Genomic DNA, 26,393 nt, shown 5'->3' on the forward strand with positions numbered 1-26,393 from the left:
TGTCATCCGATAAAGGCTCCCGGCAGGCCCATAAGTTCAGGGAAGGCTTCAAGCGGGCGATCGCCGCGGACTTCGAGGCGCGGCAGACCGAAGAGATTATCGGAGAAGGTGGCCTTTGCCGGCTGCGTGGTGAAGCCGACCCCATAGCCGGCAAGCGCCAGAATGCCCGGGACCCTGAAATCCGTCGCGCCATAGGGGAGTGCTATGGATTCCACGGAAGTGCCCAGCCGGTTCTGCAGCGCATTGCGCGACAGCATGGCTTCGGCCAGCAGGGCTTCGTTATCAATCGCACTGGCTGGTGTGTGGGATACGAGGTGGGAGCCGAAGCTGATGCCCTTTTGGTGCAACTCCTGAATATGCGACCACGCCATCAGCGGTGCAGGCTCTCCATAGGCAGAATCCCAATCTGATCGGCCGCCGACTTTATCGGTCACCACGAACACGTCGGCGCTGAAATCATTCTCGGCAAGGATCGGGAAGGCGTCCGCCAGGAAATCCAGATAGGCATCGTCGAAGGTCAGCATGACAGGCCGGCCCTGGATCGGCTTGCCGCTGCGCAGAAGCTCCGCCAGGGTCTGCGCCGTCACCGTGTAATAACCCTGGCGCCGAAGGAACTGCATCTGCTTGCGGAAAATCTCGGTCGGCGTGCGGAAGCGCCGGAGGGCCGCGGGCCCTTCGTCTGCGATCCTGTGATACATGAGGATGGGAATCGAGGTCGTGACCTCTGTCGTCCATGCTACCTCGCGGTTGACGCCAGCCTGCCCCCAGATGATATGTTTCGCCACATCCGTGTCCAGTGGGGTTCCATGACCCTCGATCCGCAGGACGGGATCGGCCACGGGGCCTTTTCGGAACCGGTGGATGGCGTAGAGTTCGGTCTCGATCGTCTCTTCCAGGGTCAGACCAGTTTGTGCGGCCAGAACCTGTTTGATCGTCCCGACACCGAAAGGATTGCCCCAGTCGAAGCCCGTCCGGGCGGGTTCGTCCTCACGGATATGCGCATGGGCAGTGATCAGGTAGCCGTTCGGCTTCAACGCTGCCGCCATCTTCCGGCAGGCGGCCGCAAGCATCTCCTCATCCTTCATGTAATAAAGGACTTCGGAGCAGATGATGAGGTCCTGTTCGGGCGGGAGATCTTGTCTGACGAAATCGAGAACGCGAAGCTCGACGTTGCGATGGTCACGGCAGCGCTCGACCGCCCTGTCGATGGCCCGCTGGGAAATATCCGTCGCCGTCACCCGGCCGACCTTTTGCGCCAGCTTTTCGGTGAAGATCCCCTCGGCGCAGGCGAGCTCCAGCGCCTTCTCGATCCCTTCGGGGATCAGGCTCAGCGTTTGCGCATATTTAACCTGCTCGTAGACCGAGACGTAATTCCATGGATCGGGCCGTTCGAAGATATGCTCCCAATACTCTTCCTCCGACCGAATGGGGGGAGTCGCGTTTTTTTCCTCCGGCCGCGGGCCAGAAGGGTTTGGAAGCGGTGGAAGCGGATCGCGTCGGAGATTCCGCAGGATGTCGGACAGCCGGGCGTCGTTGTCTTGTTTGTCGCTTGGCGCGCAGGCAAGAAGGGCGTTGCGTCCGATGCGCACCAAAAGCCGTTCGAGGCGTCCTCGCCGCCGGCCATTTCGTATGATGAGGCCGCCGAAGGCTCTGTACCCGCGTAATGCCTCCGTTGTCCAGGAACTGATATAGGCGAACGTCGGCGGCGTCTGCAGATGCTCGTCTGCCTGCATCTCATGCATGATCAGCCTGATCTGCGCCCGGATCGACAGATCGCCCCAGAGCGGCCCGACAAAGGTGCCGACATGCTGGCCGCCTGATAAAGCGTGCATGACGAGCGTATCGGCTTTCCCGGCCTTGGGGATCCTGGAAAACGCACCGAGCTCGACGCTGACCACCTGGATATTACCGAGCGTGAAGGAGCGCAAAGGGTTCGCGGCAGTGAGCCGCCAACTGACGTTCTCCGTGATCTTCCGCCCGGTGCCGGGGAAGGAATGCCGGTCGATCAGCTGGATGAGCGAAAGGAAAGTCGGCTGCCACTTATCGAGCGCATCGATGAGATCGTCGGGTCGATCGGTGAACAGTCCCGTCTGCAATCCATGCATGATCACGTCGACAAGAAAGCCCTCGTAGCCTGTGGCGTCAGGCATTTCCGGCAGGAGCGCCGCAAGGGCCGCAACATCCGTTGCCGGATCGAGCTTGACCGAGACGACCCAGGCGAGCATGCGCAGCTGGCTGAGGGCGGGCGTAAACCAGCCGGTCTCCGGCCCTTCGGCCGACAGGCATTGCCGCATCCTGAGGGTCTGCGCCTTCGTCGTCACGCGAACGGCGTCACGCACCATTTTGACAGGATCGCCGGAGAGCGAGCCGGCTTTCATCCGATAGAAAGCCAGGCACTTGTCGACACGACGAAATTCGGCGCCTGCAAAGGCCATGCGCTGCCAGAGATCCCAGTCCTCGCCGGTCTGCAAGGTCTCATCCATGCCCCCCAAAAGCTCGAAAAGGCTCCTGGGAAACACAACCGTATGGATGGCGAGTGCGCAAAAGGAGGAGAATTCGCGCTTGGCGGCGTCTCCCGTCAGCATGGGCGCCTGTTCTACCTGCATCAGCCTGCCGTCTGGGGCGACGCGGCGGTAGGCGCAATAGGCGATCACGGCTGGAGATGCATCTCCTGCCGCCAGCAGCATGCTTTCGATGAAGGTCGGATCCAGCCAGTCGTCGGCATCCAGCATGCAGAGCAGGGGTGCGGCTGCCAGTCTTGCGGCGTGGTTTCGCGCCGCCGCTGCGCCGGCATTCGGCTGACGGGCAGGGAGAATGCGGCTGTCCGTTTTTGCGATGCCCTCAAGCACCTCCCACGTGCGGTCGGTCGAACCGTCATCGACCACGACCGCCTGCCAGTTCGATCGCGACTGCTGCTGCAGGCTGGCAAGACATTCGGCAAGCGTGTCGTCTGCATTGTAGGCGGGGATGAGGAATGAAATATCAGGCGTCGCGGCGATCACCATGCGGGCCTCTTCCATCGCCGCAGAACGTATAGAGCGCCGTTTACGCTTCCGAGCATCTCCTGCTTCAGAAAGAAGTCGTGCGACGTCGTGCCTTTGCGAAGCCGTCTTCGGACCCTTCCGGCGTAATATTTCGGAAACGAGAGCAAGATGCGCCGCAGATTGGCGTTATTTCCCGTGTTCTGATACTGGACCAGCAGGGCTGCGACATGGCCACTCATATATTGGTAGATCTGTTTGGCGAGCCCCTTCATATCCTTGCGATGAAAGTGCCAGGCTACCGCCGTCGGCTCGTAGCGGCAGACATGGCCATGATGGAGGAGCCGGTTCCAATATTCGGAATCGCCTGAGCATCCGGCAGCGCCCATGTCCAGGCGGACATCGAACAGGCCGATCTCGTCGAAGACCTTGCGGCGGATGGCCTGACTTGCGCCGGCTCCTATCGTCCAGACCGGAGCGCCGTAACGTGTATCCCTGGTATAGAAGTCCTGATTGAAATCCTGCCGCAGATAGCCCCTGCCGAAACTCCAATGCTTTTCGAATATAAACTGTGCAGGCGTTGCCAGTTCTCCGGGAAGGACCAACCCGGTTACGCAGGCGATCTCCGGCAGATCGAACCCCTTCATCAGGTTCTCCAGCCATCGCTCGTGGAGAACCACGTCATCGTCCGTAAACGCGACGAATTCGGTTCTTGCCGCACGAACCGCCGCATTGCGCGCATAATCCAGCCCGACCCGATCTTCACGGACATAGGTTGCGCCGGATTGCTCCACCACGCGACGCGTCGCCTCGCCTGCAGAGGCATTATCCACCACGATGATCTCAACGGGGCTGAGCGACTGTTTGGGGATCGAGGCCAGGCAACGGCGTAGTTCCTCCGGCCGGTCCTTTGTGCAAATCAGAATGCTGACGTCGCGGTTGCGCATAGGGGTTTGCGAGATTTGACGCGCATGCTCGAGCGTCTCGGGCCGCACGACACGCTCGGCGAGTGCCGCCGCCGTCTCGGGCCTTTCGATATAGGTCTGTCCGACGGGAAGACCATCCGACAGAAAGACCACGAGCCCATCGGAGATCGGGGGCGAAACGGCATCGAGACGAGAGGAGGCGAGATCGAGATAGTGAATCGGTACGGGAAAACTCATATCCTTCAGATCGGACGGAATTGGTTCTCGCATCATCACTCTCTCAATCGCACCGTGAACATACGCCGCGCGCATCCAAGACGCGAGTCTCGAAAGCCGACATGGTTTATTCCGCGGCGTGCCTCATTTGGTCCCTGAACCAGTCGAGAGTCATCGCCACGCCCTGTTCGTAGGTGATTTTGCACGACCATTCGGGCATGACATAGTGCGCGTTGGTCAAGTCCGGCCGTCTGTTCGTGGGGTCCTGCGGCGGTGACGGCTCGAAGACGATCGGCACGCCGCCAACGAGTCTGGAGACATATTGCGCGACCTCGAGAACCGAAATCTCGCGATCATTGCCGACGTTCAGAGGCCCCTTATAGTCGGTTTCATTCATCCAGAAATATCGCGCGAAACCATCGACAACGTCATCGACATAGCCCCAGCTGCGTGACTGAAGGCCGTCGCCGAACACGGTAATCGGGCGACCCGAAAGCGCCTGGGTGATGAAGTTGGAGACCGCGCGCCCATCGTCGGAGCGTGTCCGGGGACCATAGATGTTGAAGGGACGAACGATCTTGACGTCGAGCCCCTGGGTGCGCTGCATCTCGAACAGCAGCGACTCCGTGCACCTTTTGCTCTCGTCGTAGGACGAGCGCGGTCCGGTGCAGTCGACCTGGCCTTTGTAGGATTCTGGCTGCGGCGACACCAGAGGATCGCCATAGACTTCGGAAGAAGAGGTGAAACCGAAACGTCCGCCCTTCTTCAGCAAGTCGAGCAACCGGAACGCCCCGAGAAGATTGGCGGAGATCGTCCTCTTCGGCTCCTTCATGTACCACGGCGGTGAGGCGGGGGATGCAAGGTGATAGATTTCGTCGAATTTCTCCGAGGTCTGCAGCGTCTCGACGTCGGATTTCACGAAGTGGAAACGGGGGTCCCTGATGTGCGCGATATTTTCGAAAAGCCCGGTCCAGAGGTTGTCAACAACGACCAACTTCTGAATGTCCGTCCTAAGCAAAAGTCGATCACACAAGTGGGATCCGATGAAGCCAGCCCCGCCAGAAATCAATACGCTTTTCATTGCTTCGTGCCTCGTGACTTGAGATTAAGCTACTTGTTTATTAGCATCGCCTGTAATGCGTGACAATTATTTAGAAGAGTTCTAAGAATTACTCGCTTATTAATGTTAATTGTTAAATTTCCCTACTTTAAGGTGTTTCTGCTGATGCCGCGCTCGATAACGAGCGGCCGCCCCGGACCGGATGCTATAGATGATCGTTGCACGATCATCACGACCTGCCCGATCTCGACCACCCATTCCATGAAAAGGCCCCCACCATCTGCGGGTTCGATCGAGGGAATCCGGATGGTACCGGGAACCTCTCCAACGAGTTCCGGATCCAGAGAGCTGAGGTTGCCTCATCGAAAAGCATGTCGCTCGGTGGAAACGGGCATCCCGAATGTGTGCAATATTTTCGCAAGGTCCGGTGCAAAGATTGTCAACAACAACCAGTTTCTGGATATCATTTTCCAAGTAGAAGGCGTCACATAAATGCGATCCATTGAAGTCGATCCAGTTTCTCACATCGTCTCGCCTCGTTACTTGAGAATATATTATTGTTATTACAGTGGTCGAGGGTTTTGTATGGGCACGAAGTCCGGGGTGGGTCGGACTTTGGTCTGAATTTCCCGAGCGCGGAAACGATCGTCATCGTCGTTCGACTATCCAGACTACGGCGTCTGCGCGTCTTTTTCAGGCGCGAAGATAGCGCATTAACATATTGAATCAACCTCATTGTTCCGGAAAATCGATTCCGATTTTCGAACCGATGCGCGAGCACTGCCTGTAAGGTGCGCTGATTTTTTAGGAGTCTCTAAAAAATACTAGTCGGCCGCAGGGCGGTCATCTTTCCCGCCTTCGTGGTGACGCGCGGCTGTTGGTGGCGCGCAGCCTCACGCTGGTCGCCCCGAACGATAACGTCGTCTTCCAGTTTGGTTCCGACCACGACAGGGTTCTGGCGCTGGGCGGCGGTGCCTGGTTGCTCGGCGCCGCCAACCCGGTTCTCACCATGGTCGTTCTGGCGCGTCTGACCGGCTTCGTGCTGCGCATCAAGCCTTGATGATTGAGGTCAGCCCTCCGGGGGCGACGCAAAGCGGCTCGCATCGAACAGGTCTGTGGCGGCGATAGGAATGATGTCTTGACCGGATGTCGCGGTATTCGCTTCCCGATGAACCGTGCGGGGGGAAACGCGAGGCGCGTTCAATCCCATCACCTCGCCGGGAGAATGCAGCGCCCATTTCATCAACGCCGCGTCGGACGTCGATCCAAAGAAACTTGCTTCTTCCCAGGAAGCAGTCATCGGCAGGGAGGCGATCATATCAGCGCCCTGCTTGGAGGCCTGGTGCGCAACACGAAGGGGTTCGAAGCTGGCGTGGGCCGGCAATGTAGGCGCCGGTCTATCCGGAAGTGCGGCAATTGGGCCGATCGATGCCGTCTCTAGTTTGTCATCCACGCCCGCGTCGTGCTCGAGGGCGGGCGGTCGCATCGCCGGTATCGGAATCGGGAAAGATGCAAGATCCGGAGCGGACTGTTTGTCATCCCGCTCGACGGTGGCGGTCTGCAGCGCGAGCGCATTCAATGCTCGGCTTCGGGGAGTGGGCAGCAGCGCCGTCACGAGTTTATTGTCTGTGGTGTCCCCGCTCGATCTGGTCGATGCTCCTGCGTCTTCGTCTTCGCCCGCGATGCTGGCGATCTGGATCGAGGTGGGGCCGCCGCGCTTCTTGTAGTTCGCAATTGCCTGATTGTATCCCGGCAGCGGCCGGCCATCGGCAGGGAGATGCATCGTCTGCCCATTCGGGAATATTCGAGCCAGTTCTTGCCGGGACATGCGAGGCCAAGCCCTGACGTTGCCGACGTCGAGATGCACGAAGGGCGATCCCGAGGTCGGATAATATCCGACACCGCCGACCTGCATCTGCATTGCAAGGGCACGCAGCGTCGAAAGCTTCACGCCGGGAACGTAGAAGTCCATCGCCTTGCCCAGCATGTGCTGGCTCTTCTTGGCGACGCCCGTGCTGCGCGAACGGTTGCGGAGCATGTTGTTGGTAGTGGGCGAACGATAGGCGGAGACGATATGGATGTAGTCCTTGCCGCCGCTGCGCTTGTACACCTCCCAGACGAGGTCGAGCAGCCGGGGATCCATCCGGGTCGGCTCGTTCCTTCGCCAGTCGCGCAGAAACCGATTGATCTGGGCGAGGCCTTTCGGATCGAACTTTCCGTCCCGCTTGTAGGTAATCGTGGCCCTCTCGCCCGTATGGGTAAAGAACAGCTTCAGGGCGCGATCTTCCGCCGAGGCAAATGACGCAGAACCGATAAGCGCCGGGAGCGCAAACAGAGCCGGCAGAATGGTCTTCGCGACAAACCGTTCCGCACGCGACAGGAGCATGGCAATTCCGCCCAAGGCTCCGCCCGATAATCCTTGCACTGGATACTTCAACACGAACAATTCCGTCCTACACCAAACACTCGACCGCGTGCGGGAATCTCCGCATCCATCACGCTCAGTAAAGCCAGCTTATGGTCAATAAATTCCTAACAAGCGGATGTGGAAGCTCGGCGAAGTGCGATGTGGGTCATTTGAGGCGCAATCGCAGCCTGCGCCCGCGGGACGGGGAGAGCGTCGAGCGCATTGTGGAGTGCTGTGCAACCACCGCCGCTCTGAAACGGTCCCAACCGCTCCTGACCTTTAGTCAAAGGCGCCAAGGGGATCGAGTCAGCTATACCACTACCAACCGACCGTGATAATATCGATAGTTGCAAAAAACGTTTATGTGCACTTGTGATATAAAATTGGAGCGATTTTAAATGAGTGAGGAAGCCCGGTCCTTCCTGAAAAGGCTTGAATTTCACGAGGCTTCAATTTCTGAGGAAGTAGGCCATGATCAAGTAGGTTTGGGCCTAATTACTGCGCTTAAAGAATTCGATTACTATCACTATAATTTGGTCAGGAACGAAAGAGCTGACGACGCTGACCTTCATTTCAATGTACTCAGGTTAGGCTTACCTCGGACGATCAAGGAAATCCTTTCTCGCGTTCCTTTTTTCAAATATCCCGTGGTCACCTTTCAGAGCAACAAGGAACTTATCTTAGCTGCGCTGGATGCCACGGCGGGATTTGGCTTTATAGAGACGGGTCGCCGTTTGGCCCATGCCGCCTTAGCTGGTGAGTGCCACATCCGAATAATAAGAGATGATTCATTCGAGATTCTTCTGCCAAAAAAAATGTTTGCTTTAGAGTATCATGAGCAACTTATCGAGCAGCACTATCGAGATCAGTACCGCATTAATATGAACGCGAGCATAGCTAAGACATTCTCGAAGCGAACACAAAAACGTATCGCGAAACTTCTATCAAAAAATGTCTACATTTTCGGAAAATACTTTATAGGATATGGTGCTCATCCAGATCTTGATGACTATTTTTTTGGATTTGCATACGCGCAAATAATGAATCATAGCGGTTTTGACGAATTTCACCATCGCCTGACATTTGGCGGGGTTTCGTTCCACAAATACGTTCTTTCTGCGACTTACATGCTTTCTCTCGCAATAAGGCACGAGCGATTCTGCGAGGCTTTAATTCAAAAGGAACCACAAATACGACTTAGAGACATTCTTACAATCACATGTGACAAGCAGGAATTCCGGGAGTCACTTGTCGAGGTTCTTAATCATTACGGGCCAAGTTTTGAAAATTTTACTCCTGTGACGTCAGAAGACGCGGACACGATATTAAAGGTAATGACAGTACGTCGTGATAATCTTAAAATCCTTGAGCCGACCATGGCCCCAGTTCCATTTCTGGTCGAATTCTCCGACTCCGCATTGATAAAGTGCTGTGCGTGCGCACAGATCGGTCCAATGGACTTTTTGCTCAACTCGTTGCGCTATAATTTTCAAAAAGACTACGATAGGAATCAGCAAACTCGGGAGCAATCCATGAGACTTGCGCTGAAAAGGATAATCTCCGAAATAATACCAGATCTGACATTTATTGATGCAGTCAAAATCCGAAAAGACGGACGCATCTTGACGGATATCGATTGCGTTGTGATCGAACCATCATCCGGAGCCGTTCTTCTCATCCAGCTTAAGCATCAGGATCATTACGGCGCCGATATAAGGCGACGGTCAAACCGCTCTGGCAAACTGAAAAAGGAAGTCGCAAGTTGGCTAAATACCATTCGCGATTGGGCGCAAACAACGGCCAGACCTGAGATGTCATCCGCACTAAGACTAGCGAAAACGGTACCAATACATGAAATTCGGATGCTTGTGTTGACTAAGCACTTTGCATACTCGCTTTCGGAACTCGATATGCTTGATGATTGTGCATACGCAACCTGGGTACAGTTCGTTGACGCGATCACGCGGATACACAATGACAAACATAAAACCCCAACGCTGCTCGAGCTTTTTAGCGTTTTGCGGGACACGATGTCTCACAAGGCCGCCAATATCGTGACAGTAGATTCAGACGATGTTTTTCATATTCGATCGTTGAAATTCCGCATACGACAGATTTGACGTTCCGAGCTTCAAGTAACCATGAGGCCTTCTTTTTTAGCTTTCTCTATGGTTTCTAGAAGCACAGCGCATTGCTTCTCTGTGGGTATTTTCTGCGGTATCTGCATAGCGATGTTCAGCACGCCGATCTCCTTTGGAGTTAATAAATTTCTGGCCGACAAAGCTTTGCTTATCTTGTTCCATTCGGAGGCGGAAATTGAAAGAATGCGCGTCTGAGCTTCGATACCGTTGTCAATTTTCTGAACCTTCTTCGCCAAATTGGCTTCCAATTTTGAATCATCCTCCGAGACGAGAGAACTCCAGAATTCGTCCGATAGCAGCTCTTCGACTTCCGTTATTTTTCCCTGTAGACGCGTCCAGCAGCCGTCCTTCTTGGCCCATTCGGAAATATTTGAAATCCCCTGAGGTGGGTGAACGATGTCCTCATTTACTGCACTGGATATGACTTCAAGTACCGCAGTCAGTGTCTGGTCGATATTCTGGGCATTCCAGATCTTCTGAAAGTCCAAAGAGCCGTTTCGATGTCCGGTTATTTGACCGAGCAGGGCAAGAGTATAAGCAACAATGTTCGCCCGGTATCCGCCATTATACCACGGCTGAGCCGACACAAGCTTCTCGGTAGCCCTGAAGAGGATGGCCCTTGCGATGGCACGTTTATAATAAAATTCGTTGAATCCGTCGGAAGACTTCTCCCATTCCTTGCCGATACGCTGAGCGTATTTTGCAAAGTTCTTCTGTCCGCCAAGGTTGACCCATTTCGGATGATCGTCGAAGACATTTTCGAACTTCGCTAGATCTGTTTTGGTGAACATCTGCGGCTTCGGATATTCCGCCTTGAAGCGATTCTGCTCCCCCGGTGTCAGTTTCGACTGAGCGTCGATGTACTGGCCACGCGCTCGCTCATAGAACCATTTAGTGTCCCTCTGAGTGCCCTGTGGTGCAGGTGCCCATATCCGTCGCGAAAAGTCCGCCATGCGTACATGAAATGGATGATTGGAGAAGAAGTCAGCTGCATTGACCCGGTTCTGTGTGTTCGCGTATTCAGAAATACGCGGGACGATCATCTCGCTCTGCTCGTTGTCAATGACGGAAAGCTTCATCTGAACAAATATAGCCGAAAGATCGGCCTTGTCTTTACGCTGGGTATGGAAAAGCGAGGCAGTAGTCTGCCCTCCGTTCACGATCTGGAGGTCTGTTATGCGGGCGATCTGAAGGTGCCCCTCTTTCAGTCTTGTCTCCACCGCCTGCGCGGTGGCTGTAACCCCGTTATTGTAGGCGAAGAACATATGGGGCTCATTGAGGATTGTGCCCCTTATCCCTTTGTTGACCTGCGCACGGGCTTGAAGGAATGTGCGGACGTTCTGTTCAAGAAGTCTGGCACTATAACGTTCATATAGCCTTGCCAGGATCAGAGCCGGCATAACAATGAGAAACGACTGGTATGCTCCCGAACCAAGGTTCGCGGGCAGGCAATTTATTCCGTCACCAAAAAGGCCGACGAAATCAATATCCAAGGCTTCTTTGTGGCCACGGGAGCTTCGCTGACGCTGAAGCCGGGCAATATCCCAGATGTGATAAGAAGCCTCGAGTCCATCGACTTCATTGTCTGCAAGAGACTGAAAACGACCGCTTAGAATTCGCTCGGAGACGAGATAGAAATTTACCTTGCGAAGCGACGCTCGTCTGTCGGCAATCTGCCTCATAAGCGCATATTCCGGCGTCGTGACGTCAGGGCCTAATGACCCACCCAAACTGAATTCAAAGAAGTTGATCACCCTCTTGAAGGCAGCAGTTACCTCGGTTTGTGTCAGTGTCTCCAACGTTCTCCGGCAGTCGAAATCCGCAACGAAGATGTCGAGGGCTCCCTCATCATTGAACCAGTATCCGTCAACACGCATCCCCCCCTTCGGCAGGCGGTAGTTGCAAAGTTCGAACCCTTCAACAAACCCAGTTTCAATCAGCTCTTTTGCAACCGCGTCCATAAAGGATTCCAACTGATAAGTGCTTCCAGCCTCCGCATCAGCAAGAGTCTCCTGCCGAAAATCGTGAAAGAACTCCTCAGCTGACTGTTCCATTGCTCCCACCAAAAACGCTATCGGTATTGCACCCATACTTGGCAATGCTCTCAAGTTTGAGATCGTAGCCGACCCGCCCAACTCCCTCCGGTATTTCGGAGCGTACCAAGCGCGGAAATTCCCCCTCAACCCTATAGGTTTGGATGTCCGAAACGATAAACAATGGTTCGTCGTATTCGGGCAACGGTGCATAGGAGTGAGCTACGAGTTTGACTTCGAATCCCTCCACGGCTTCCGCGCTGTCGAGCAGATTCTGCACTTCCTCGACTATTACGTTCAGGGAACGACCGGCAGGTGAATCGGGTATGTTACTCAACCGGTAGATACGCAGAAACAGGTCGTCGTTTAGAGATTCCAGCTGATCTTCGGAGGAGATTCGAACCGTGCTCCGCTCAGCTCCCGAGAGCGATTTGATCTCCACAGCCGTGTTGCCATAGATGAAATCCTGGTGTGATTTCTCCGGCCCCTTCCAAGCTTCAACAGCCTGTGTCGCTCCCACATGCGCAATAAACTCGATGAGGTAGGATAGTTCGGCAAAAAGACCGCGAACTTCCTCGGCGGAAAGATGCTGCGCCCGACCGGACATGAAGGCTTTCCAACGACGCAGATGTGAAAGGGCAATGGACAGAGAACTCGGCGAATTGCTTCCATTCTCGAGCGCCTTGGCGAGAGTACGGCACAGAGCTTCGAACAGGTCCCTGTCAGCCTGTTTCTCAAGCGACAGAATAAGCCGTTGGATCCCGCTTTCAGTGCGCAGGTCCACCTCAAGCCCCTTGATGATGACCTGATGTTTTCCGAACTCGGCAGAATGATCTCCGTCGAGCTCCATGATGAACAGGCAGCGCCCGATAGGGTCTTTCGCCCAGAAGCAGGGAACCATCATCCGGGCTGCCAAACGGAGAACGTTGTAGCCGCAAGCCGGAACGGTGATCTGATCCCACGGAGATGTCTCAGTCATCCCATTCATCTCCCTCGCCGCCCTCTTCTTCTGGCGAGCCTGTGTTCTGCGTGATCCAGACCTTGTTTGCGACCACTGTGATGGTGGTGCCGTCACCGCCATAGGGAAAGCTAATGCCGAAAGTAGCAACAGGATCGGAAATCTCCTGGCGGTCGCGCGCCTTCAGACTGTGAACCATCAGCAGAGGTTTATTCCGCTCCGCACGGAAGTGAGCGTCGGAGGGTTCGCCTGAGCCACCCGCCCTAGCTGCTTGGTCCGCAGCTGCCGCTCGAGCGTTTTCCACCTGTCCTTCGGTCAGTCCCAGGCTTTCGTCTCCGCGGGATGCCACACGATCCTTGTTGAGGTGCCAACCTCTATCCTTCGGCTGGCCGTTGCCGACCTTGCGGAGCTGATGCTTCAGGCGGTACGGCTGATCTCCACCTTCCCCGCCTGTAGGCGAGATCAACAGGACATCGCCATGCGGATACTGTCTGGAGATGGCGTGCAGATACTCGATTGCGATTTCTTTCTCCTGCTGCCACTGGTCATGCGTCTCAAAATGAAGAAGGAAATCCTCAAGTGCTTTGACTGGCACATCACGAGCAATCAAACCCTTCCTCGTGTTCTCAAGAGTGCCATCAAAGCCGCGTTTCCAGAATTCCTCGATCAACGCAAAGTTCTTCTTGTTCACAGTATCATCGATCGAGACGGTATAAGCTTCCCGCAAGCAACCTGCGAGGCTCTGCTCGAAAGTGACTTCCGTTCCAGACCGCATCTTGTTCCTGGCAGTGATAAGCAGGCTGTCCGGATGTTTCATGACATAGAGACCGAAGTCTTTCGGGCTCTTCTTCAGCTGCCGCATCCTGTAAATCTGTTCCATCAACTCGCCGGAGGAGCGGGCAATGTGTGCGTACCAGTTGATAGAGTCCTGCGAGAGATAGACGCGGCACAAATCCTCGAAATTTGGTCTATACCCAAACCAGCGCCCCATCTGCATCAGCGTATCGTACATCTTGGTGTTGCGGTACATGTAGCTGATGGTCAAACCCTCGATCGTGAGCCCTCGGGACAAGCTCAGGCCGCCGATGGCAATGGCGGTTAACCCAACTCCTTCTTTCTCATATTTACCGAAATTCAGGTCGTCTTCGCTCTTGCTGTTGATAACGTAGAGGTGAAGATTTTCGAACACGCCGTTCAGTTCAGCCTTTACCTGCTCCCAACTGCAGCCAACAGAGAAAAACTCCTCATCATAGGCGGCTTTCAGCTGCTGCATGTAGACGTTGGATGATGATGTTGTCTCCGGCATCATGTAATTTGCCTTGACAGCTTCCCGTATTTTCCTTTCGCGCAGGCTGATAAGATCGCGTACCGCCTTTTGGATCGGTACAAATCGGGAGACATTGACCATCATCGAGCAATGTTTCTTCCGCTGTCCCCGAAGGTTGCGGATTGCCCGGGCAATCAAGAACTGATTCAGCGCTCGGTAAAGGCTCGGCGGCAGGTCGGATACGCTGTCTTCTCTCCTATGCGAAAACGGAAGCAAGTCCTCGCAGTCCGTAATCGTCTCAACGATTGTATCGCTCGTCGCGTCGTTTAGGAAAACCTTCTCCGCTCCAAAGTAGGTATTCGGCGCATCCAAGCAGTAGATGAAGTCACGCGGAAAAAGCTCCTCACGCACTTTTTCGTCGTATGCGTCAGGATCAATGAAGATGTTCGCGAACGGAGTTGCTGTGTAGCCGACATAGCAGGACTTGGCGAAAAGGTTCAGGATATTTCTGATTTCGGCGTTGGTCCGAGTGGGATTTACATCCTCCTTGTTCGTGTTAACAGAAGCGTTGTCGGCCTCATCGTCGATCATCAGCATCGGAACATCCGATATCAACCCGTCGCCGGTCGCGTTAAGCTCCCTCAGCCATTTGTAAAGAGCTGTCAGCGTGGTGACGTTCTTCTTGATAATGAGGATAATTGGCTTGCTGAAGTCATTGATCTTCCAGCCGCTCTTTTCCGCAGTATTCTTGTTGAAGTCTCCATCAACGGTCGTCAGCGTTGCAGGATGCGGGTAACCCGGATTGAGGCCCACGCCGATATTTTTCCTGTCTGCCGGATCGCTTGATCGGCCGATGAAGGCTTCATCTATACGCTCCTGGGTTTGCTTGCGCAGGTTGTTGTGAATGCCGGCGATTACGATGATAAATTTGTAGCCTGCGTCTGCAGCCTTTGCGATCAACCCAGTATAGTTTGCTGTCTTGCCGGACTGGACATGCCCGATCACCAAGCCCCGGCGATCCCAACTGCCTTCCTCCTGCGGATTCTGCAGAAGCGCCAGAATCTTTCCTGTCACATCACTCAGGGACTGCACCATGGGATCCGCCCAGCCATCCTGCTGGAGAAAACCTTCGTAAGCGTTCGAGTGGACCCATTTTATATCTTCACGCTTCCGTACCCACTGGTCGTCGTGCGTTGTGTTTGGGTCAACAAGGGAAACGCCGGCACTCATCTTCGTTACAACCGAGGTGAGAGCCTCGTTGACGACATCTTGCAGATCGCCTGCGTAATTGAAGAACGGCGCCATCTGCTTTGCCAGAGCTTCCACGTCTTCAAGCGTCGGAACCTGCTCGCGGTTTGAAAGTGCCGCGATAAGTCCGTTTCTGAAGTTCTTCTCTTGGGCGCTGGTTTCACCGCTCATGCAAATGCCTCTCTCGTGAATTTTTCTGCCGTCTCCATCTGGTTGTCGAACAGTCGCGTTGATCGGACAATCTGGAGGAACGCTTTGGGATCGCCCGGCCCGTCGCCGAACAACGCGCTGCGAAGACTTTTCAGGCGCTCAATGACTTCTTTTTCACCAAGAGCCGCTTGGACCATCTCGCGCGGATTGGTGGAATAGTCTGAATAAATCATCTCAACCGGCAGCGAAGCACCGATAGATTCGAGTAGAACATGCAGGGAACGGATATCCTCCTGTGGCAACCGGGCATCTAGGGATTGGACGAGTGGGTGCTGCATGTTCACGGCGAAGCGGATACCGCCGTGATCGGCATAGCGCTCCCAGATTGGCGCCCGCGTTTCCTGAAACAGCTTCTGGCCGCGCCCGCGATGAACGATAACGCTGCGCGCGGTTATCTTCGCAATGATCTGCCGAAGACGTTCCCTTACGATGTGAGGCGGCCGTGCTCGTGACTTCTTGATATCAATGGTCCAGTCCTCATCGAGACTGTTCGGGAAATCAATCTGAACCCTAGCAAGCTTGGTCGCCTCTCCTTTCGGCACAAGGCGGAACCAGTCACCCCATGCCATCAAACGAGCGTTGCGGTAGATGTAGGCCCCCTGATTAGAGATGAAGTCGCTCCGGTCCTGATAGTAATCGTATTCCGAAGCGGACAATCGATTGTGGTGCGGGAGAATATACGGCTGCATTTGAACAGCGTCGTCGCCGATCCACACCGTTTCTTCGGGCAGCATCTGCGTCGCCGAATTATTCCGGCAGAATGGATCGAAGGCCGCTACAGGATGTCCATTTATCAGAATCGCAATTTTCTTACGCCCCTTGACATCGCCGGACAGGAAGCGGTGAAAGACCAGCGACAGATGACGATCGACAGCTGCGATCTTCTCGTTGACGATTTCGTCCCGCTTGTTTCCGGTCTCATCTTCGAAAAGCCGATCAAGATCGCGCCAGACAACAAGGGTGCCGGTTCCATCAATTGTTTCGATAAACGGCAGGCTGGATATCTCGGAAGGGTCAAGGATCGACATGTTCCAGTCATCTTCATCCTCGATCTTGGCAAGATCCCATTCGGCTGCGACTCTCTCCCCGTGCTGGCTGCTTGCGACCGTAAGCCTTTTGCATTGTGAAAAGGACGCCGTTTTCAATCCAAGCCCGAAACGACCCAAGTCTTTCGGGCTACGCTTCTGCTTGGGATCGGTCGAGCCATGGCGCATCGCTAGGATAACTTCGACCTCATTCATCCCCTTGCCGTTATCCGAGATTACGACAACCGGATCGGCCCGGCTGATATCGCAGAAAATCTGGATAAACGTGGCATCAGCGGAAATACTGTTGTCGACCAGATCGGCGATGGCAGTTTCCAGGGAATATCCAAGATCTCTCAGTGATGCGGAGAGACAGGCCGCACTTGGTGGAAGATGGTGTGGTCTTGCCATTGATCAGCCGCCTCTGATCGTTTCTGAAATCCGCAGTACAACATCGTCGCGATTTTCCTTCAGCTCGCACTCCCAAGCGGTTAACACCGTCCATCCCGCCTCTTCGAGTGCTTCGCGATTACGGATGTCCCGCTCAACGTTATCCTCGAATTTTTTTGTCCAGAATTCCGTTCGCGTGGATGGCATTGTTGCGTTTTTACAGGCGGAATGACGATGCCAGAAGCAGCCATGCACGAAAATCGCGACCCTGTATTTTGGAAGCACGATATCTGGCCGCCCGGGAAGGTCTTTGGAGTGCAGTCGAAAGCGGAACCCGGCCCGATGAAGCAGTGACCTCAAAAGCAGTTCCGGCTTGGTATTCCGGCTCCCGATCCGGGACATATTCCAGCTTCGGCGATCGGTCGAGATTGTATCGACCATTACCGCCCTCTCATCGAAGCTAAAACCTCGGCGACAATCTCGGCAATCTGTCTCGCAAGCTGCGGCGGGACGGCATTGCCAACCTGACGATACTGAGCCGTGCGCGGACCGGAGAAGAAGTAATTATCTGGGAAGGTCTGCAACCGCGCAGCCTCTCGGACAGTAAGACTGCGGCACTGAACAGGGTCGTAGTGGATGAAATAGTGTCCATCCTTTGAAATATGCGATGTGATTGTCGCGGAAGCCTGATTTGCAAGCTGAACTCTGAAACGGTCAGAGAACATCTTGCCGGTACGGCCCAGTTCCACGTTCTGATGATCGGGAAGCAGCCCCTCAGGAAAGTCAGCCAGCTTCGGGCTGCGCCCTGTCTTCTGCGCGAACATCGCAGCATAGAGGTAGCGGCGAAGGTCTGATGCCATATGGCTTCGAGCTTCGTGTGATGTCAGAACACCAAGACGTTCGTCGTATAAACTTTTAAGAACAGGATGGTTGGGACTACGCACAACGTAACGCGAAGATGAGATCGCTTTGGGTGAGCGGGTATTGATCAGGCTGTCCAAGCTCAGGCTGTCTGCCATCTCTGCAGCATAATCAGCGCCGTTCAACTGACGACGTATATTCATTTTCGAAATTATATGCAGCTCTGAGAGCCACGCTTCGAAGGAGTCTTTTTCTCTTGAGAGGGCGCTGCGTATCGAAGGAAGCGAACCTATCGTATCTTTGACAGTAGGCGCTTCCAGCTTTTCAAGCGTTCTCGGCCGAACCTTCAAATCGCTACGGATGCCTACAATAAACATGCGATGGCGGGCCTGAGGGATACCGTATTCCTCTGCTTTTACGACGAACAGTCGTGGATCAACCTCACCATCGGCCACGCCTTCTTCCGACAGAGAATACAGCCTGTAAGTCAGGTCTTTAGGAGCGCCCTTAATAGCGCTGCCCGGTCGCATCAGGTCCTGAACAATCCTGTTTATCGCCGATTTGCCTTCGATTGTGGCTGAAAGCAGTCCTTTTACATTCTCCATGACAAAGACCGGCGGACGATGATCAACGATAATTCTCAGATATTCGAGATACAGTGTATGTCTCTCGTCCTGCTCGAAATCCGGCTTGCTCATCATTCTTGATCGACCGACCAGTGAATAGGCTTGGCAGGGCGGTCCGCCTACCAAGGCCCACTTTTCCGAAGCTCCAAGCTTTTCGGAAATCAGAGTTTTAACGTTGGAATGAGAGGATGGACCCAGAGTGATTTGCAGCGCACTTTGCCGCGCTTCATTGTGGGCTGCCGGATACAGAGAAAACAGATTGTCGAGCGTTATGCGCCCAGACAAAAAATCATAGTATTCTTCCGGTGCTTCACCTTCAGGAAAATGCCTGAAGAAGTGACGCAGTAAAAGCGTCTGATGAGAGGAATCGTCCTTCTCGATGGAGATCACGCTTCTGAACTGCGCCCTTCCATCAGCGACCTGTGCAGATGCAAATCCCTCGCCCAAACCACCGGGGCCGGCGAAAAGATCAATCACCGGATACGTTGCACCGCGCGTTGAGCGCTTGGCTTTTTGATCTGATTCAAAGGTAGCCTGTGTCACTGACTGGTGGTCAGCCTGCAATAACATTATAAACCGTTCACTTTCAATGATTGTTACCGGGCTACCTGCACGTCCCGGGAATGAATCGACTACCCGGCAGGCAGGCATTTTAGTCAGTTCGACAATCGGCGCAATGCATTGTGCACCGTATCGGCCACCTTTACTTGTATTGTGTCGTAGCAAACACAGCCACTAAACGCGATCATCAAGCAACTTGAATTGCTAATATTTAGAGCTTGTTGGACCTCGGCCATTAAGCGCCTGTATGCGTTCTGCCTCGGTCGCCGTCAGCCGGCAACTTCAACCGACCGAGAGCTTGTTTAAAGACGCGCGAATAGAAAATGGCGCACCCGACATGCGCCATTTGTTTTTCTGGGGATATCCAGCTGGTTCCGCGTAAGTCTTGTAGCATAAGCATTTTTCCCTCTTTCATAGTCCAGAGCGTTCCGTTAATGTTCCATGGCTTCCGAGGTTTATTGGGGGAAGGGAAGGGGGAAGGGCTTTGACGTCACTCAATCGCAGGCCAGCGAAAACGTTGACCGCACAGTTTGTAAAGAACGCTTCGACGCCGGGTAAATACTTCGATGGGCATGGCCTTTTTCTTCGCGTCGATGACGGCGGCGGTCGCTATTGGGTCCAGCGCATTGTCATCCGCGGCAAGCGCCGTGAAATCGGGTTGGGTCCAGCGTCACTGATCACCCTATCTGAAGCTCGGGCGGCAGCGATCGAAAACCGCAGGTCGGCAAGGTCCGGTGGCGATCCAATCGCAGACAAGAAACAGGCAAGTGCGATCCTCACTTTCAAGGAAGCGGCGCAGCGCGTGCATGTCGAGCTGTCGCCCACCTGGAAAAATCCCAAGGATCGGGCGGCTTTCCTTGCTACTTTGGAAAGGTATGCATTTGGCACGTTAGGCACGGTTCTGGTGTCGGAGGTCACGAGCTCAGATATCCGCAAGGTCATCCTCGGTGCCCGGAAGGTGGCGCCAGAAGTCGCCCGCAAGCTGACGTTTCGGATCTCGGCCGTGTTTAAGTGGGCTATCGCCGAGGGCATGCGAGCGGACAATCCAGCTCTCGCCGGCGCACTTGCCTTGCCGAAGCAGGAGAAAAGCAAGGGCCAGCGCAAGGCATTGCCCTACGAGGAAATCAACGGCTTTATGGCCGCTGTGTCTGCTAGCGCTGCGACACAGGCCACAAAACTTGCGATCGAATTGGTAGTCCTCTCGGCCTGTCGATCAGGTGAAGTGCGCGGCGCGGTATGGCCGGAGTTCGATCTCGACGCGAAGGTCTGGACCATCCCGGCCGAGCGCATGAAAATGAACCGCGAGCATCGCGTTCCCCTTACCGCTCGCGCCCTGCAGATCCTCGAAGAGGCAAAGAAGCTCGACGATGGCAGCGGGCTTGTGTTCCCTGGTACGAAGGAAGGAAAGCAGCTTTCCGACATGACACTGTCGAAGCTAGTCAAAGAGTTGGGCTATGCGGTCGATGTTCATGGCTTTAGAGCTTCGTTCCGCACGTGGGCGCAGGAGCGAACGAATTTTCCTCGCGAGATCGCCGAGGCTGCACTTGCGCACGTGTCAGGTGACGCTGTCGAACGAGCTTACGCAAGATCGGATGTATTTCAGAAGAGGCGAAAAATGATGGATGCGTGGGCGGCATACGTCGCCGGAACCCGCGGAGACAACTTGGTCAGGATTGGATGATGGATTACAAACAGGCTGTTCGCAAAACCATCGTTACGGAGTGCAAAATATCTCACAAAAAGCCCGGCGATCCAATGTATCCGGGGTGGGCCCCTGAGGATGACCAGAAAGACGCATGGGTCGTCTGGATCACAACGCGTTCGGGGCTATTGCCTGCGACTTTGGGCATGAAAATATTCAAATCAAAGGCTGATGCTGAAGATTTCGTCGCAGAGTTTCCTGTTGGAAAGGAAATTCCCCAGAACGTTAAATGGATTGGACAGGAGGAGCGGCGCCTGGGACACATCCGCGACTCGATAAACAGAAAGGACGTGCCGCGTGCTGGCACGGGGGACGAGGATTCGCCCTTGGCTTTCGGCGTCCTAATTGACGCAGGTCTAGAAACCTGGCGGTCAGGGGTATCACCGTTGGTGAGAGATAGTCTTGGACGCCGTCGCATCGGAGAGCTGAAAAACACGTTCGGTGAGAATTGGACAGTGGCTGCCGTGTTCGAATATTGCTGGATCAATCTCCCTCCATCATCGCCGGCCTACATCGCAGCGCTCTATAAATTTCACTGGTACATCACCCAGGACGAGTTTGCCGCCGGTTATCTTTGGCGCGATCTTGAAATGCTTATTCATGGAGTTGAGTCCGCGGCTGTCACCTCGATGGAAAGAGCTAAGAGAGCCGGCGCTGCCGGAAGCGAGAGGTCCGCGCAGAACCGCCAAAAGCGCCAGTTGGCGCTCATCGCAGAAATGGAGCGCTTCGCAGCTCGAAACCCAGACATGGTGAAGTTAGGGCCCGACGCAGTCGTGAGTTTGGTTATCGAGGCCTGCGCCGAAAAGGAACCTACGCTTTGGAGACAAGGGCGGGGTCAGGTGAATGAGTATCTCGGTGAGATCCGTAGAGGAGAGGCTGGAGAAGAGCTAAGGGCTCGGTTTGAGGCGTTGTTTGGAGTGAAACCGCCTAAGCGGTTACGCCGATTACGACAATAGTCCAGGCGGATTATTTATATTTCGGATGCGGCCTAAGCTGCTAATGATAAACATCAAATGCGCCTATGGCGCCAATTTTCGATATTCCATTAAGTGGGAAATCACAGCAAGTTCCAAGCATGTTCAACGCCCTCCAAAAGGAGCTAGGCATGCTTGAGAAGCACCTGAGACTACCTGCCGTAATAGACATTACCGGCCTTAGCCGTAGCACTATTTATGCGATGATGAGCCAGGGCGAGTTTCCTCGTCCAGTAGCGCTCGGCAAGCGCCTGGTCGCTTGGCCAGAGAGCGTGATCGCCAAGTTTTTGCGAGAGCGCGCCACAGCAACTCAAGTCGCTGCTTGAGATCGTTGCATGTTGACCGCCAGCACCGAAGAGCAGATCGAGGCGTGGGATCGTTACGCTGACGCCAAGCGCCGCGCCGATAAAACACTGCTGATCGAGGATGGACTTGCCGCGATCCGTGCGTGGAAGGAGTTCGCGAACCTCTTCCTACCTGAGTGTCGGCAACTGCCGCTAACGCCGCCGCGACCGACGAAGGTGACGACATTCCCGATTCACAAGACTAGGCCGCCGGGAGGGCAGACCACTCGATGAGTGAAAATCTCGACGTGCAATGCCTGCCATACATGCCGCTGCAAATCGAGCGCCTTCGAAAGTCGAAGGCATGGCTGCGCTGCAAGCGAAATCCAGAAATCGCGTTTTACATGGTGAACCTCTGGATGCGCGCCTGGCACGAAATTCCGGCCGGCAGCATCGAGGACGACGACGACGTTTTGGCCGATGCCGCAATGTGCGCGCCGGAAAGATGGGAAGAGCTAAAAGACGACATCCTCAATGGCTGGGATCGACGCGAAGGGCGTGTCTGGCACAGCACTGTCATAGAGATTGCCACAGAGGCAGTCGGCAAGCTTCGCATGAACAAATCGCGCACTGCGGCAGCTCGCGAGGCGCGAGAACTTCAACGTCAGTCATCTGTGACAGACATTGTGACAGAGAATGTCACTGGCTCTGTAACAGAGCACGAAGGGAAGGGAAGGGAAGAGAAGGGAATAGAAGATAAAACAACATCTGACGATGTTGTTGCCGTCGCCCCTTCGATTTCTCAGGATTTTGCCTTCGAAGCGCAGTCGATCAGGCTGACTGCAGTTAATCTGGAGCAGTGGCGGAAGGCATTCCCGCATGTCGCACTTGAGGCGGAGCTTTGGGCGCTGGACGAATGGGCCGGTACCAAGGGCAACAAGTGGTTCACTGCCGTCAGTGGGGCTTTGGCGAAAAAAGAACGAGCGGCGGTCGATCGCGTCAGCACTGCCGCAGCGGTTCGCGATCGAGGAGGCGGCCAGCGGCGGGCTGATCCACGAATATGAAAACCATAGATCAGATCCTTCGCGAAAACGGCATCCAGCTTAGGCGCGTCGCCACCGGCAACCAGAAAACAACCTGCCCGAAATGCTCGTCAACCCGGCGCAACAAGCGCGAGCCTTGTCTCTCCGTCCGGATCGATGCTGAAGGCGTCCAGTTCAACTGTCACCATTGCGGCTTCCATGGAGGCGATTTCCTTGACCAACATTCTCGGCCCGGCGGGCGCACTGGCATTCCAAAACCGGCAGATCGATCCACAGGTCGCCGTTCTTTCCGGAGCCTATACGGGTAAGGCCGTCACCGGCGCCGACGGTAGCACTACCGTCGAAGCGGATGCTGCCGGCAACATCGTCGTCTTTCCGTTCATCGATGGCGGCCGGCCCGTCGGTGAAAAATACAGGGCGCCAGGCAAGAAGTTCTGGCAGCGCAAGGGCGGCCGGAAAACATTCTGGAACGCGGACTGCATGGACGACCCGGCGCTTGAAGAAGGGCACAAGGCGCTGATCATCACCGAGGGTGAGATTGATGGACTGACGGCGATCGATTGCGGATTCCACACAACGGTCAGCGTCCCGGACGGCGCGCCTCCTGTCAGGGATGGCGAAGATCCGGACCAGCTCGATGAAGCCGTTCCCGACGACGACAGCCGCGGGAAGTTCGAATTCGTCTACAACAACCGTCATCGAATCAAGCGCATCAAGCGGTTCATTCTGGCGGTCGACAACGATCCTCCTGGACGCAGGCTGGCCGCGGAGCTGGTCCGGCGCCTCGGCGCCGCTCGATGCTCGTTCGTAACCTATCCGGAGGGCTGCAAAGACTTGAACGATGTGAAGATGCAGGAGGGACCGGATGCGGTCGTTCGCGTCATCACGGAAGCAAAGCCGTACCCCGTCAAGGGCATCTATTTGCTCTCGGATTACCCGGAGCTCGACGAGCCGGTGACCTATTCGACAGGATGGCCGGACCTCGACGACTATCTCCGCGTCTGGCTGGGCGAGCTGATGGTGGTCACCGGTATTCCGGGCCACGGGAAATCCACCTGGACCATGAACCTCTGCGTCAACCTCGCCCGCAAACACGGTTGGCGCGTCGGCGTGGCGTCATTCGAAATCCCGACGGTGCCGGCGCTGCGCTTCAAGCTCCGGCTGGCTGCGTCGGGGCTCGGCACCAAGCAATGGACCCGCGACGACGTGGCGGAAGCGGACGTCTTCATCCAGCAGCACTTCGTCTTCATCGATGCCGATCCAACTGGAGAGGCTGATGACGACATGACGCTGGAATGGCTGCTCGATCGCGCGGCCGACGCCGTCATGAGGCATTCGATCCGGGTGCTGGTCATCGATCCGTGGAACGAAGTCGAACATTACCGGCCGAAGGGTGAAAGCGAGACGCAGTACATAAATCGGGCGCTCCGCCAGATCCGTAAGTTTGCGCTTAGATACGGGGTGCTGGCGATCGTCGTCGCACATCCGACCAAGGAACTCGGCAAGGGCGGCGAATCCAGGACTCCGACCCTGTACGACATCGAGGGGTCGGCAGCCTGGTACAACAAACCAGACCATGGCGTTGTCATCGATGTTCCGGATCCTGATCTTTACGAAACGGTGGTTTGGGTGAAGAAGGCCCGCTTTTCTTGGTCAGGCCGCAAGGGCGACGTGACGCTGGAATATTTGCCGGAAACAGAGGGCTATCGATCCCTGAATGGTTTTGCTCCGCTTTGGAAGGCGGCGCAGGCCGACCATCAGCAATACCGGCATAAATCCACTGGCAGCGAATCTTGAAATTGATCCGAGGGACGAAGATGTCTGAAAAGCGCAAGAAGCAGAAGAGCGGACTGGAGTGGCAGCCCAAGATCAAGGTCGAAAAGGTCACCGTCGACAACCCGTTCTATTCCAAGGCTCACCAGGGCGTCGGAGCCAACCCGGTGAAGATCCAGGCTCAGATGAATATCCGCGAGAGCGCTATAGTCACGCTCGCTGCCAGGAAGCAGATCAACGAGGCGCAGCTTGCCGCAGCGACGCGCTTCAGGGCGCTCTACGAGGCCATGGGCGGGGCGGGGGCGGGATCGTTCGACTACAGCCGCGAGCCGGTAGACGGCGGCGGATCACGCGAGCCTCTGACGGAACAGCAGATCCGTGCCGGTCAGGAGCTGAAACGCTGCCGCGAGATCCTCGGCATCAAAGCATATGACATCATGAGCAAGGTCGCCGGCCAAGGCTATGCGATCGGTGAGCTTGCGAAGTCGCATCGAGAGCGCACCACGCTTGCAGATTATCTAAAGGATGGTCTCGACGAGATGGCCCGTAACTGGGGCTATGAAAACCGTGGTACGCAACGGAAGAGGGCTTGACGGCCACTTGCGCCGTTACAACGAACAGGCTATAGATTAGCTATATTGGTGATTTGCGCAAGACCAGCCCCTCGAAGGCTGTGAGCCAAGGTAGGAGACGGCCTCCGAAGATAGCCGTAGTCGGTTAAGGGTGGCGCAAAGTCCTTGTGAGAGCCTCGCCTTCGGGTCCGACTAGGGCATAGATCGTTCGGGAGCGCGTTGCGCGTGAGGCTTTAAGCCTCCCCGGCGTCCAGAAGCACCGGGAGCGCTATCGGAGTGACGTGGAAGTCGTCTCACACACAGCCCGCCCGGTTCGCCGACGCGGGTGTAAAGATGAATGCCAAGTTCACATAACGTTCATCCCCATAAGAGCATGGTCGCCCACATTGGAAATCGAAAGGCGTAACCATGAATGGTTTTTCTCGCATCGGTACTGCTGTAGTTGCAGTAGTTATCGCAGCATCGAGCTTCGGCATGGCCTCGGCCGCCCCGTTTGTCGGGCAGCATCCACAGGTGACGTCCGACGTGGAATTGGCCCAGTACCGTGAAGATCGCCGTCCTGACTGGCGTCGCGACCGGCACCACCGGGACCGCTACGAACGTCGTCACGACCGCCGCGGCTACTGGAACGGTCATCGCGGTTACCGGGACTACCGCAAGGGCTATCGCCGCCACAGCGACGGCTACTACTATCCGCGCTCTGTGTTCCGGCTCTACATCCGCTAAGCGGCTTTAGCTTCCTTCGACAACCCCGTCAGAAATGGCGGGGTTTTTTCCGGGGTTTTTGATGCCCGTTGGGCACCACCCCCGATGTCTCAATTTGTGCCTTCAGGAGAGGGTAGAGGTTGGAACATCACCATAGCCGTTCTGGCAACCACCATTTCAGCTTGTCCCGTGTGTATGGGATCACCGCCTGACCGCCTTGCGAGGCAAGCCCCAGCGCATAGGCTTCCGCTTCAGCAAGCGTAGCGAAGGTTCGCGTCCATGCTTTCTCACCCGCAAGCGGCGGGTGATACACGGTGGTTTCGTCAGCCCCGGTGGGGTGACTGATGAGTATTCTCTCGTATGCCTCCTCTGGGGTGACATCGAGGTAGGTCTTGTTGCCGGTCATTGACCCTCCGAAAGATTGTACATG

At 55.4% G+C, this 26,393-nt stretch carries 21 protein-coding genes and 1 pseudogene; 10 read left to right on the forward strand and 12 right to left on the reverse strand.

What is annotated here, in order from left to right:
• Positions 1–2: 2 nt before the first annotated feature.
• Genes B5P46_RS28175 through B5P46_RS28185 form a run of 3 tightly spaced genes read right to left on the reverse strand, consistent with a single transcriptional unit; the run spans position 3 to position 5,204 of the window.
• On the reverse strand, positions 3–3,005 hold the full coding sequence (locus B5P46_RS28175) for a trifunctional glycosyltransferase/class I SAM-dependent methyltransferase/polysaccharide deacetylase (protein WP_129421592.1): 3,003 nt from the start codon (positions 3,003–3,005) through the stop codon (positions 3–5).
• Positions 2,999–4,219: a glycosyltransferase family 2 protein gene (locus B5P46_RS28180; RefSeq protein ID WP_129421593.1), complete on the reverse strand. Its 1,221-nt coding sequence runs from the start codon at positions 4,217–4,219 to the stop codon at positions 2,999–3,001. Before B5P46_RS28180 ends, B5P46_RS28175 begins: the two co-directional genes overlap by 7 nt.
• A gap of 31 nt (positions 4,220–4,250) precedes the next feature.
• Positions 4,251–5,204, reverse strand: coding sequence for an NAD-dependent epimerase/dehydratase family protein (locus B5P46_RS28185; RefSeq protein ID WP_077979017.1), 954 nt, complete (start codon positions 5,202–5,204; stop codon positions 4,251–4,253).
• Between the two features lie 827 nt (positions 5,205–6,031).
• Here B5P46_RS28185 and B5P46_RS28190 point away from each other — a divergent pair.
• A pseudogene (locus B5P46_RS28190) lies at positions 6,032–6,231 on the forward strand (ABC transporter permease); the annotation flags it as partial.
• Between the two features lie 21 nt (positions 6,232–6,252).
• Here B5P46_RS28190 and B5P46_RS28195 read toward each other — a convergent pair.
• Positions 6,253–7,629: a DUF882 domain-containing protein gene (locus B5P46_RS28195; RefSeq protein ID WP_129421594.1), complete on the reverse strand. Its 1,377-nt coding sequence runs from the start codon at positions 7,627–7,629 to the stop codon at positions 6,253–6,255.
• Between the two features lie 359 nt (positions 7,630–7,988).
• Between B5P46_RS28195 and B5P46_RS28200 the strand changes: the two genes are divergently transcribed.
• Positions 7,989–9,710 (forward strand): hypothetical protein, encoded by a 1,722-nt coding sequence (locus B5P46_RS28200; RefSeq protein WP_129421595.1) that lies wholly within the window; start codon positions 7,989–7,991, stop codon positions 9,708–9,710.
• A gap of 11 nt (positions 9,711–9,721) precedes the next feature.
• Here the strand turns inward: B5P46_RS28200 and B5P46_RS28205 are convergent, their stop codons facing one another.
• From B5P46_RS28205 to B5P46_RS28230, 6 genes are read right to left on the reverse strand one after another with little or no spacing between them, the layout of a single operon-like run.
• Positions 9,722–11,785 carry an AIPR family protein gene (locus tag B5P46_RS28205; protein ID WP_129421596.1) on the reverse strand — a complete coding sequence of 688 codons (2,064 nt, stop codon included), beginning with the start codon at positions 11,783–11,785 and terminating at the stop codon, positions 9,722–9,724.
• Positions 11,769–12,743 carry a PD-(D/E)XK motif protein gene (locus tag B5P46_RS28210; RefSeq protein WP_129421597.1) on the reverse strand — a complete coding sequence of 325 codons (975 nt, stop codon included), beginning with the start codon at positions 12,741–12,743 and terminating at the stop codon, positions 11,769–11,771. Before B5P46_RS28210 ends, B5P46_RS28205 begins: the two co-directional genes overlap by 17 nt.
• Positions 12,736–15,408 carry a Z1 domain-containing protein gene (locus tag B5P46_RS28215; RefSeq protein ID WP_129421598.1) on the reverse strand — a complete coding sequence of 891 codons (2,673 nt, stop codon included), beginning with the start codon at positions 15,406–15,408 and terminating at the stop codon, positions 12,736–12,738. Before B5P46_RS28215 ends, B5P46_RS28210 begins: the two co-directional genes overlap by 8 nt.
• Entirely contained in the window at positions 15,405–16,883 is a 1,479-nt protein-coding gene (locus B5P46_RS28220; RefSeq protein WP_129421599.1) for an ATP-binding protein, read from the reverse strand. Before B5P46_RS28220 ends, B5P46_RS28215 begins: the two co-directional genes overlap by 4 nt.
• 3 nt (positions 16,884–16,886) lie before the next feature.
• Complete coding sequence (locus B5P46_RS28225; RefSeq protein ID WP_129421600.1) at positions 16,887–17,303, reverse strand: very short patch repair endonuclease; 417 nt, start codon at positions 17,301–17,303, stop codon at positions 16,887–16,889.
• The gene (locus B5P46_RS28230; RefSeq protein WP_129421601.1) at positions 17,303–18,919 is read right to left on the reverse strand and encodes a DNA cytosine methyltransferase; all 1,617 of its coding nucleotides are present in this window, start codon (positions 18,917–18,919) and stop codon (positions 17,303–17,305) included. Before B5P46_RS28230 ends, B5P46_RS28225 begins: the two co-directional genes overlap by 1 nt.
• Positions 18,920–19,394: 475 nt before the next feature.
• On the opposite strand from B5P46_RS28230, the gene B5P46_RS28235 reads away from it, so the two are divergent.
• The 5 genes from B5P46_RS28235 (at position 19,395) to B5P46_RS28255 (ending at position 22,934) form a co-directional block, all read left to right on the forward strand.
• Positions 19,395–20,591: a tyrosine-type recombinase/integrase gene (locus B5P46_RS28235; RefSeq protein ID WP_129421602.1), complete on the forward strand. Its 1,197-nt coding sequence runs from the start codon at positions 19,395–19,397 to the stop codon at positions 20,589–20,591.
• Positions 20,588–21,568 carry a hypothetical protein gene (locus B5P46_RS28240; RefSeq protein WP_129421603.1) on the forward strand — a complete coding sequence of 327 codons (981 nt, stop codon included), beginning with the start codon at positions 20,588–20,590 and terminating at the stop codon, positions 21,566–21,568. Before B5P46_RS28235 ends, B5P46_RS28240 begins: the two co-directional genes overlap by 4 nt.
• 149 nt (positions 21,569–21,717) lie before the next feature.
• Entirely contained in the window at positions 21,718–21,912 is a 195-nt protein-coding gene (locus B5P46_RS28245) for a helix-turn-helix transcriptional regulator (RefSeq protein ID WP_129421604.1), read from the forward strand.
• Between the two features lie 9 nt (positions 21,913–21,921).
• Complete coding sequence (locus B5P46_RS28250; protein ID WP_129421605.1) at positions 21,922–22,164, forward strand: hypothetical protein; 243 nt, start codon at positions 21,922–21,924, stop codon at positions 22,162–22,164.
• A complete protein-coding gene (locus B5P46_RS28255) occupies positions 22,161–22,934 on the forward strand; it encodes a DUF1376 domain-containing protein (RefSeq protein WP_129421606.1) in 774 nt (257 codons plus the stop codon). Before B5P46_RS28250 ends, B5P46_RS28255 begins: the two co-directional genes overlap by 4 nt.
• 153 nt (positions 22,935–23,087) lie before the next feature.
• Here B5P46_RS28255 and B5P46_RS35180 read toward each other — a convergent pair whose 3' ends face one another.
• Positions 23,088–23,423: a hypothetical protein gene (locus B5P46_RS35180; RefSeq protein WP_245456311.1), complete on the reverse strand. Its 336-nt coding sequence runs from the start codon at positions 23,421–23,423 to the stop codon at positions 23,088–23,090.
• On the opposite strand from B5P46_RS35180, the gene B5P46_RS28260 reads away from it, so the two are divergent.
• From B5P46_RS28260 to B5P46_RS35590, 3 genes are all read left to right on the forward strand, one after another.
• Positions 23,394–24,710, forward strand: a complete 1,317-nt coding sequence (locus tag B5P46_RS28260) for a bifunctional DNA primase/helicase (RefSeq protein WP_245456312.1) — start codon at positions 23,394–23,396, stop codon at positions 24,708–24,710. The two genes, B5P46_RS35180 and B5P46_RS28260, sit on opposite strands and share 30 nt — an antisense overlap.
• 20 nt (positions 24,711–24,730) lie before the next feature.
• Positions 24,731–25,279: a hypothetical protein gene (locus tag B5P46_RS28265; RefSeq protein ID WP_129421608.1), complete on the forward strand. Its 549-nt coding sequence runs from the start codon at positions 24,731–24,733 to the stop codon at positions 25,277–25,279.
• Between the two features lie 387 nt (positions 25,280–25,666).
• Positions 25,667–25,984: a hypothetical protein gene (locus B5P46_RS35590; protein ID WP_432431490.1), complete on the forward strand. Its 318-nt coding sequence runs from the start codon at positions 25,667–25,669 to the stop codon at positions 25,982–25,984.
• 127 nt (positions 25,985–26,111) lie between these two features.
• Here B5P46_RS35590 and B5P46_RS28275 read toward each other — a convergent pair whose 3' ends face one another.
• Positions 26,112–26,369 (reverse strand): hypothetical protein, encoded by a 258-nt coding sequence (locus B5P46_RS28275; protein ID WP_129421609.1) that lies wholly within the window; start codon positions 26,367–26,369, stop codon positions 26,112–26,114.
• Positions 26,370–26,393 lie beyond the last annotated feature (24 nt).

Origin of the sequence: Rhizobium leguminosarum (genome assembly GCF_004123835.1) — a bacterium.
In the GTDB taxonomy this organism is placed as follows: Bacteria; Pseudomonadota; Alphaproteobacteria; order Rhizobiales; family Rhizobiaceae; genus Rhizobium; species Rhizobium leguminosarum_M.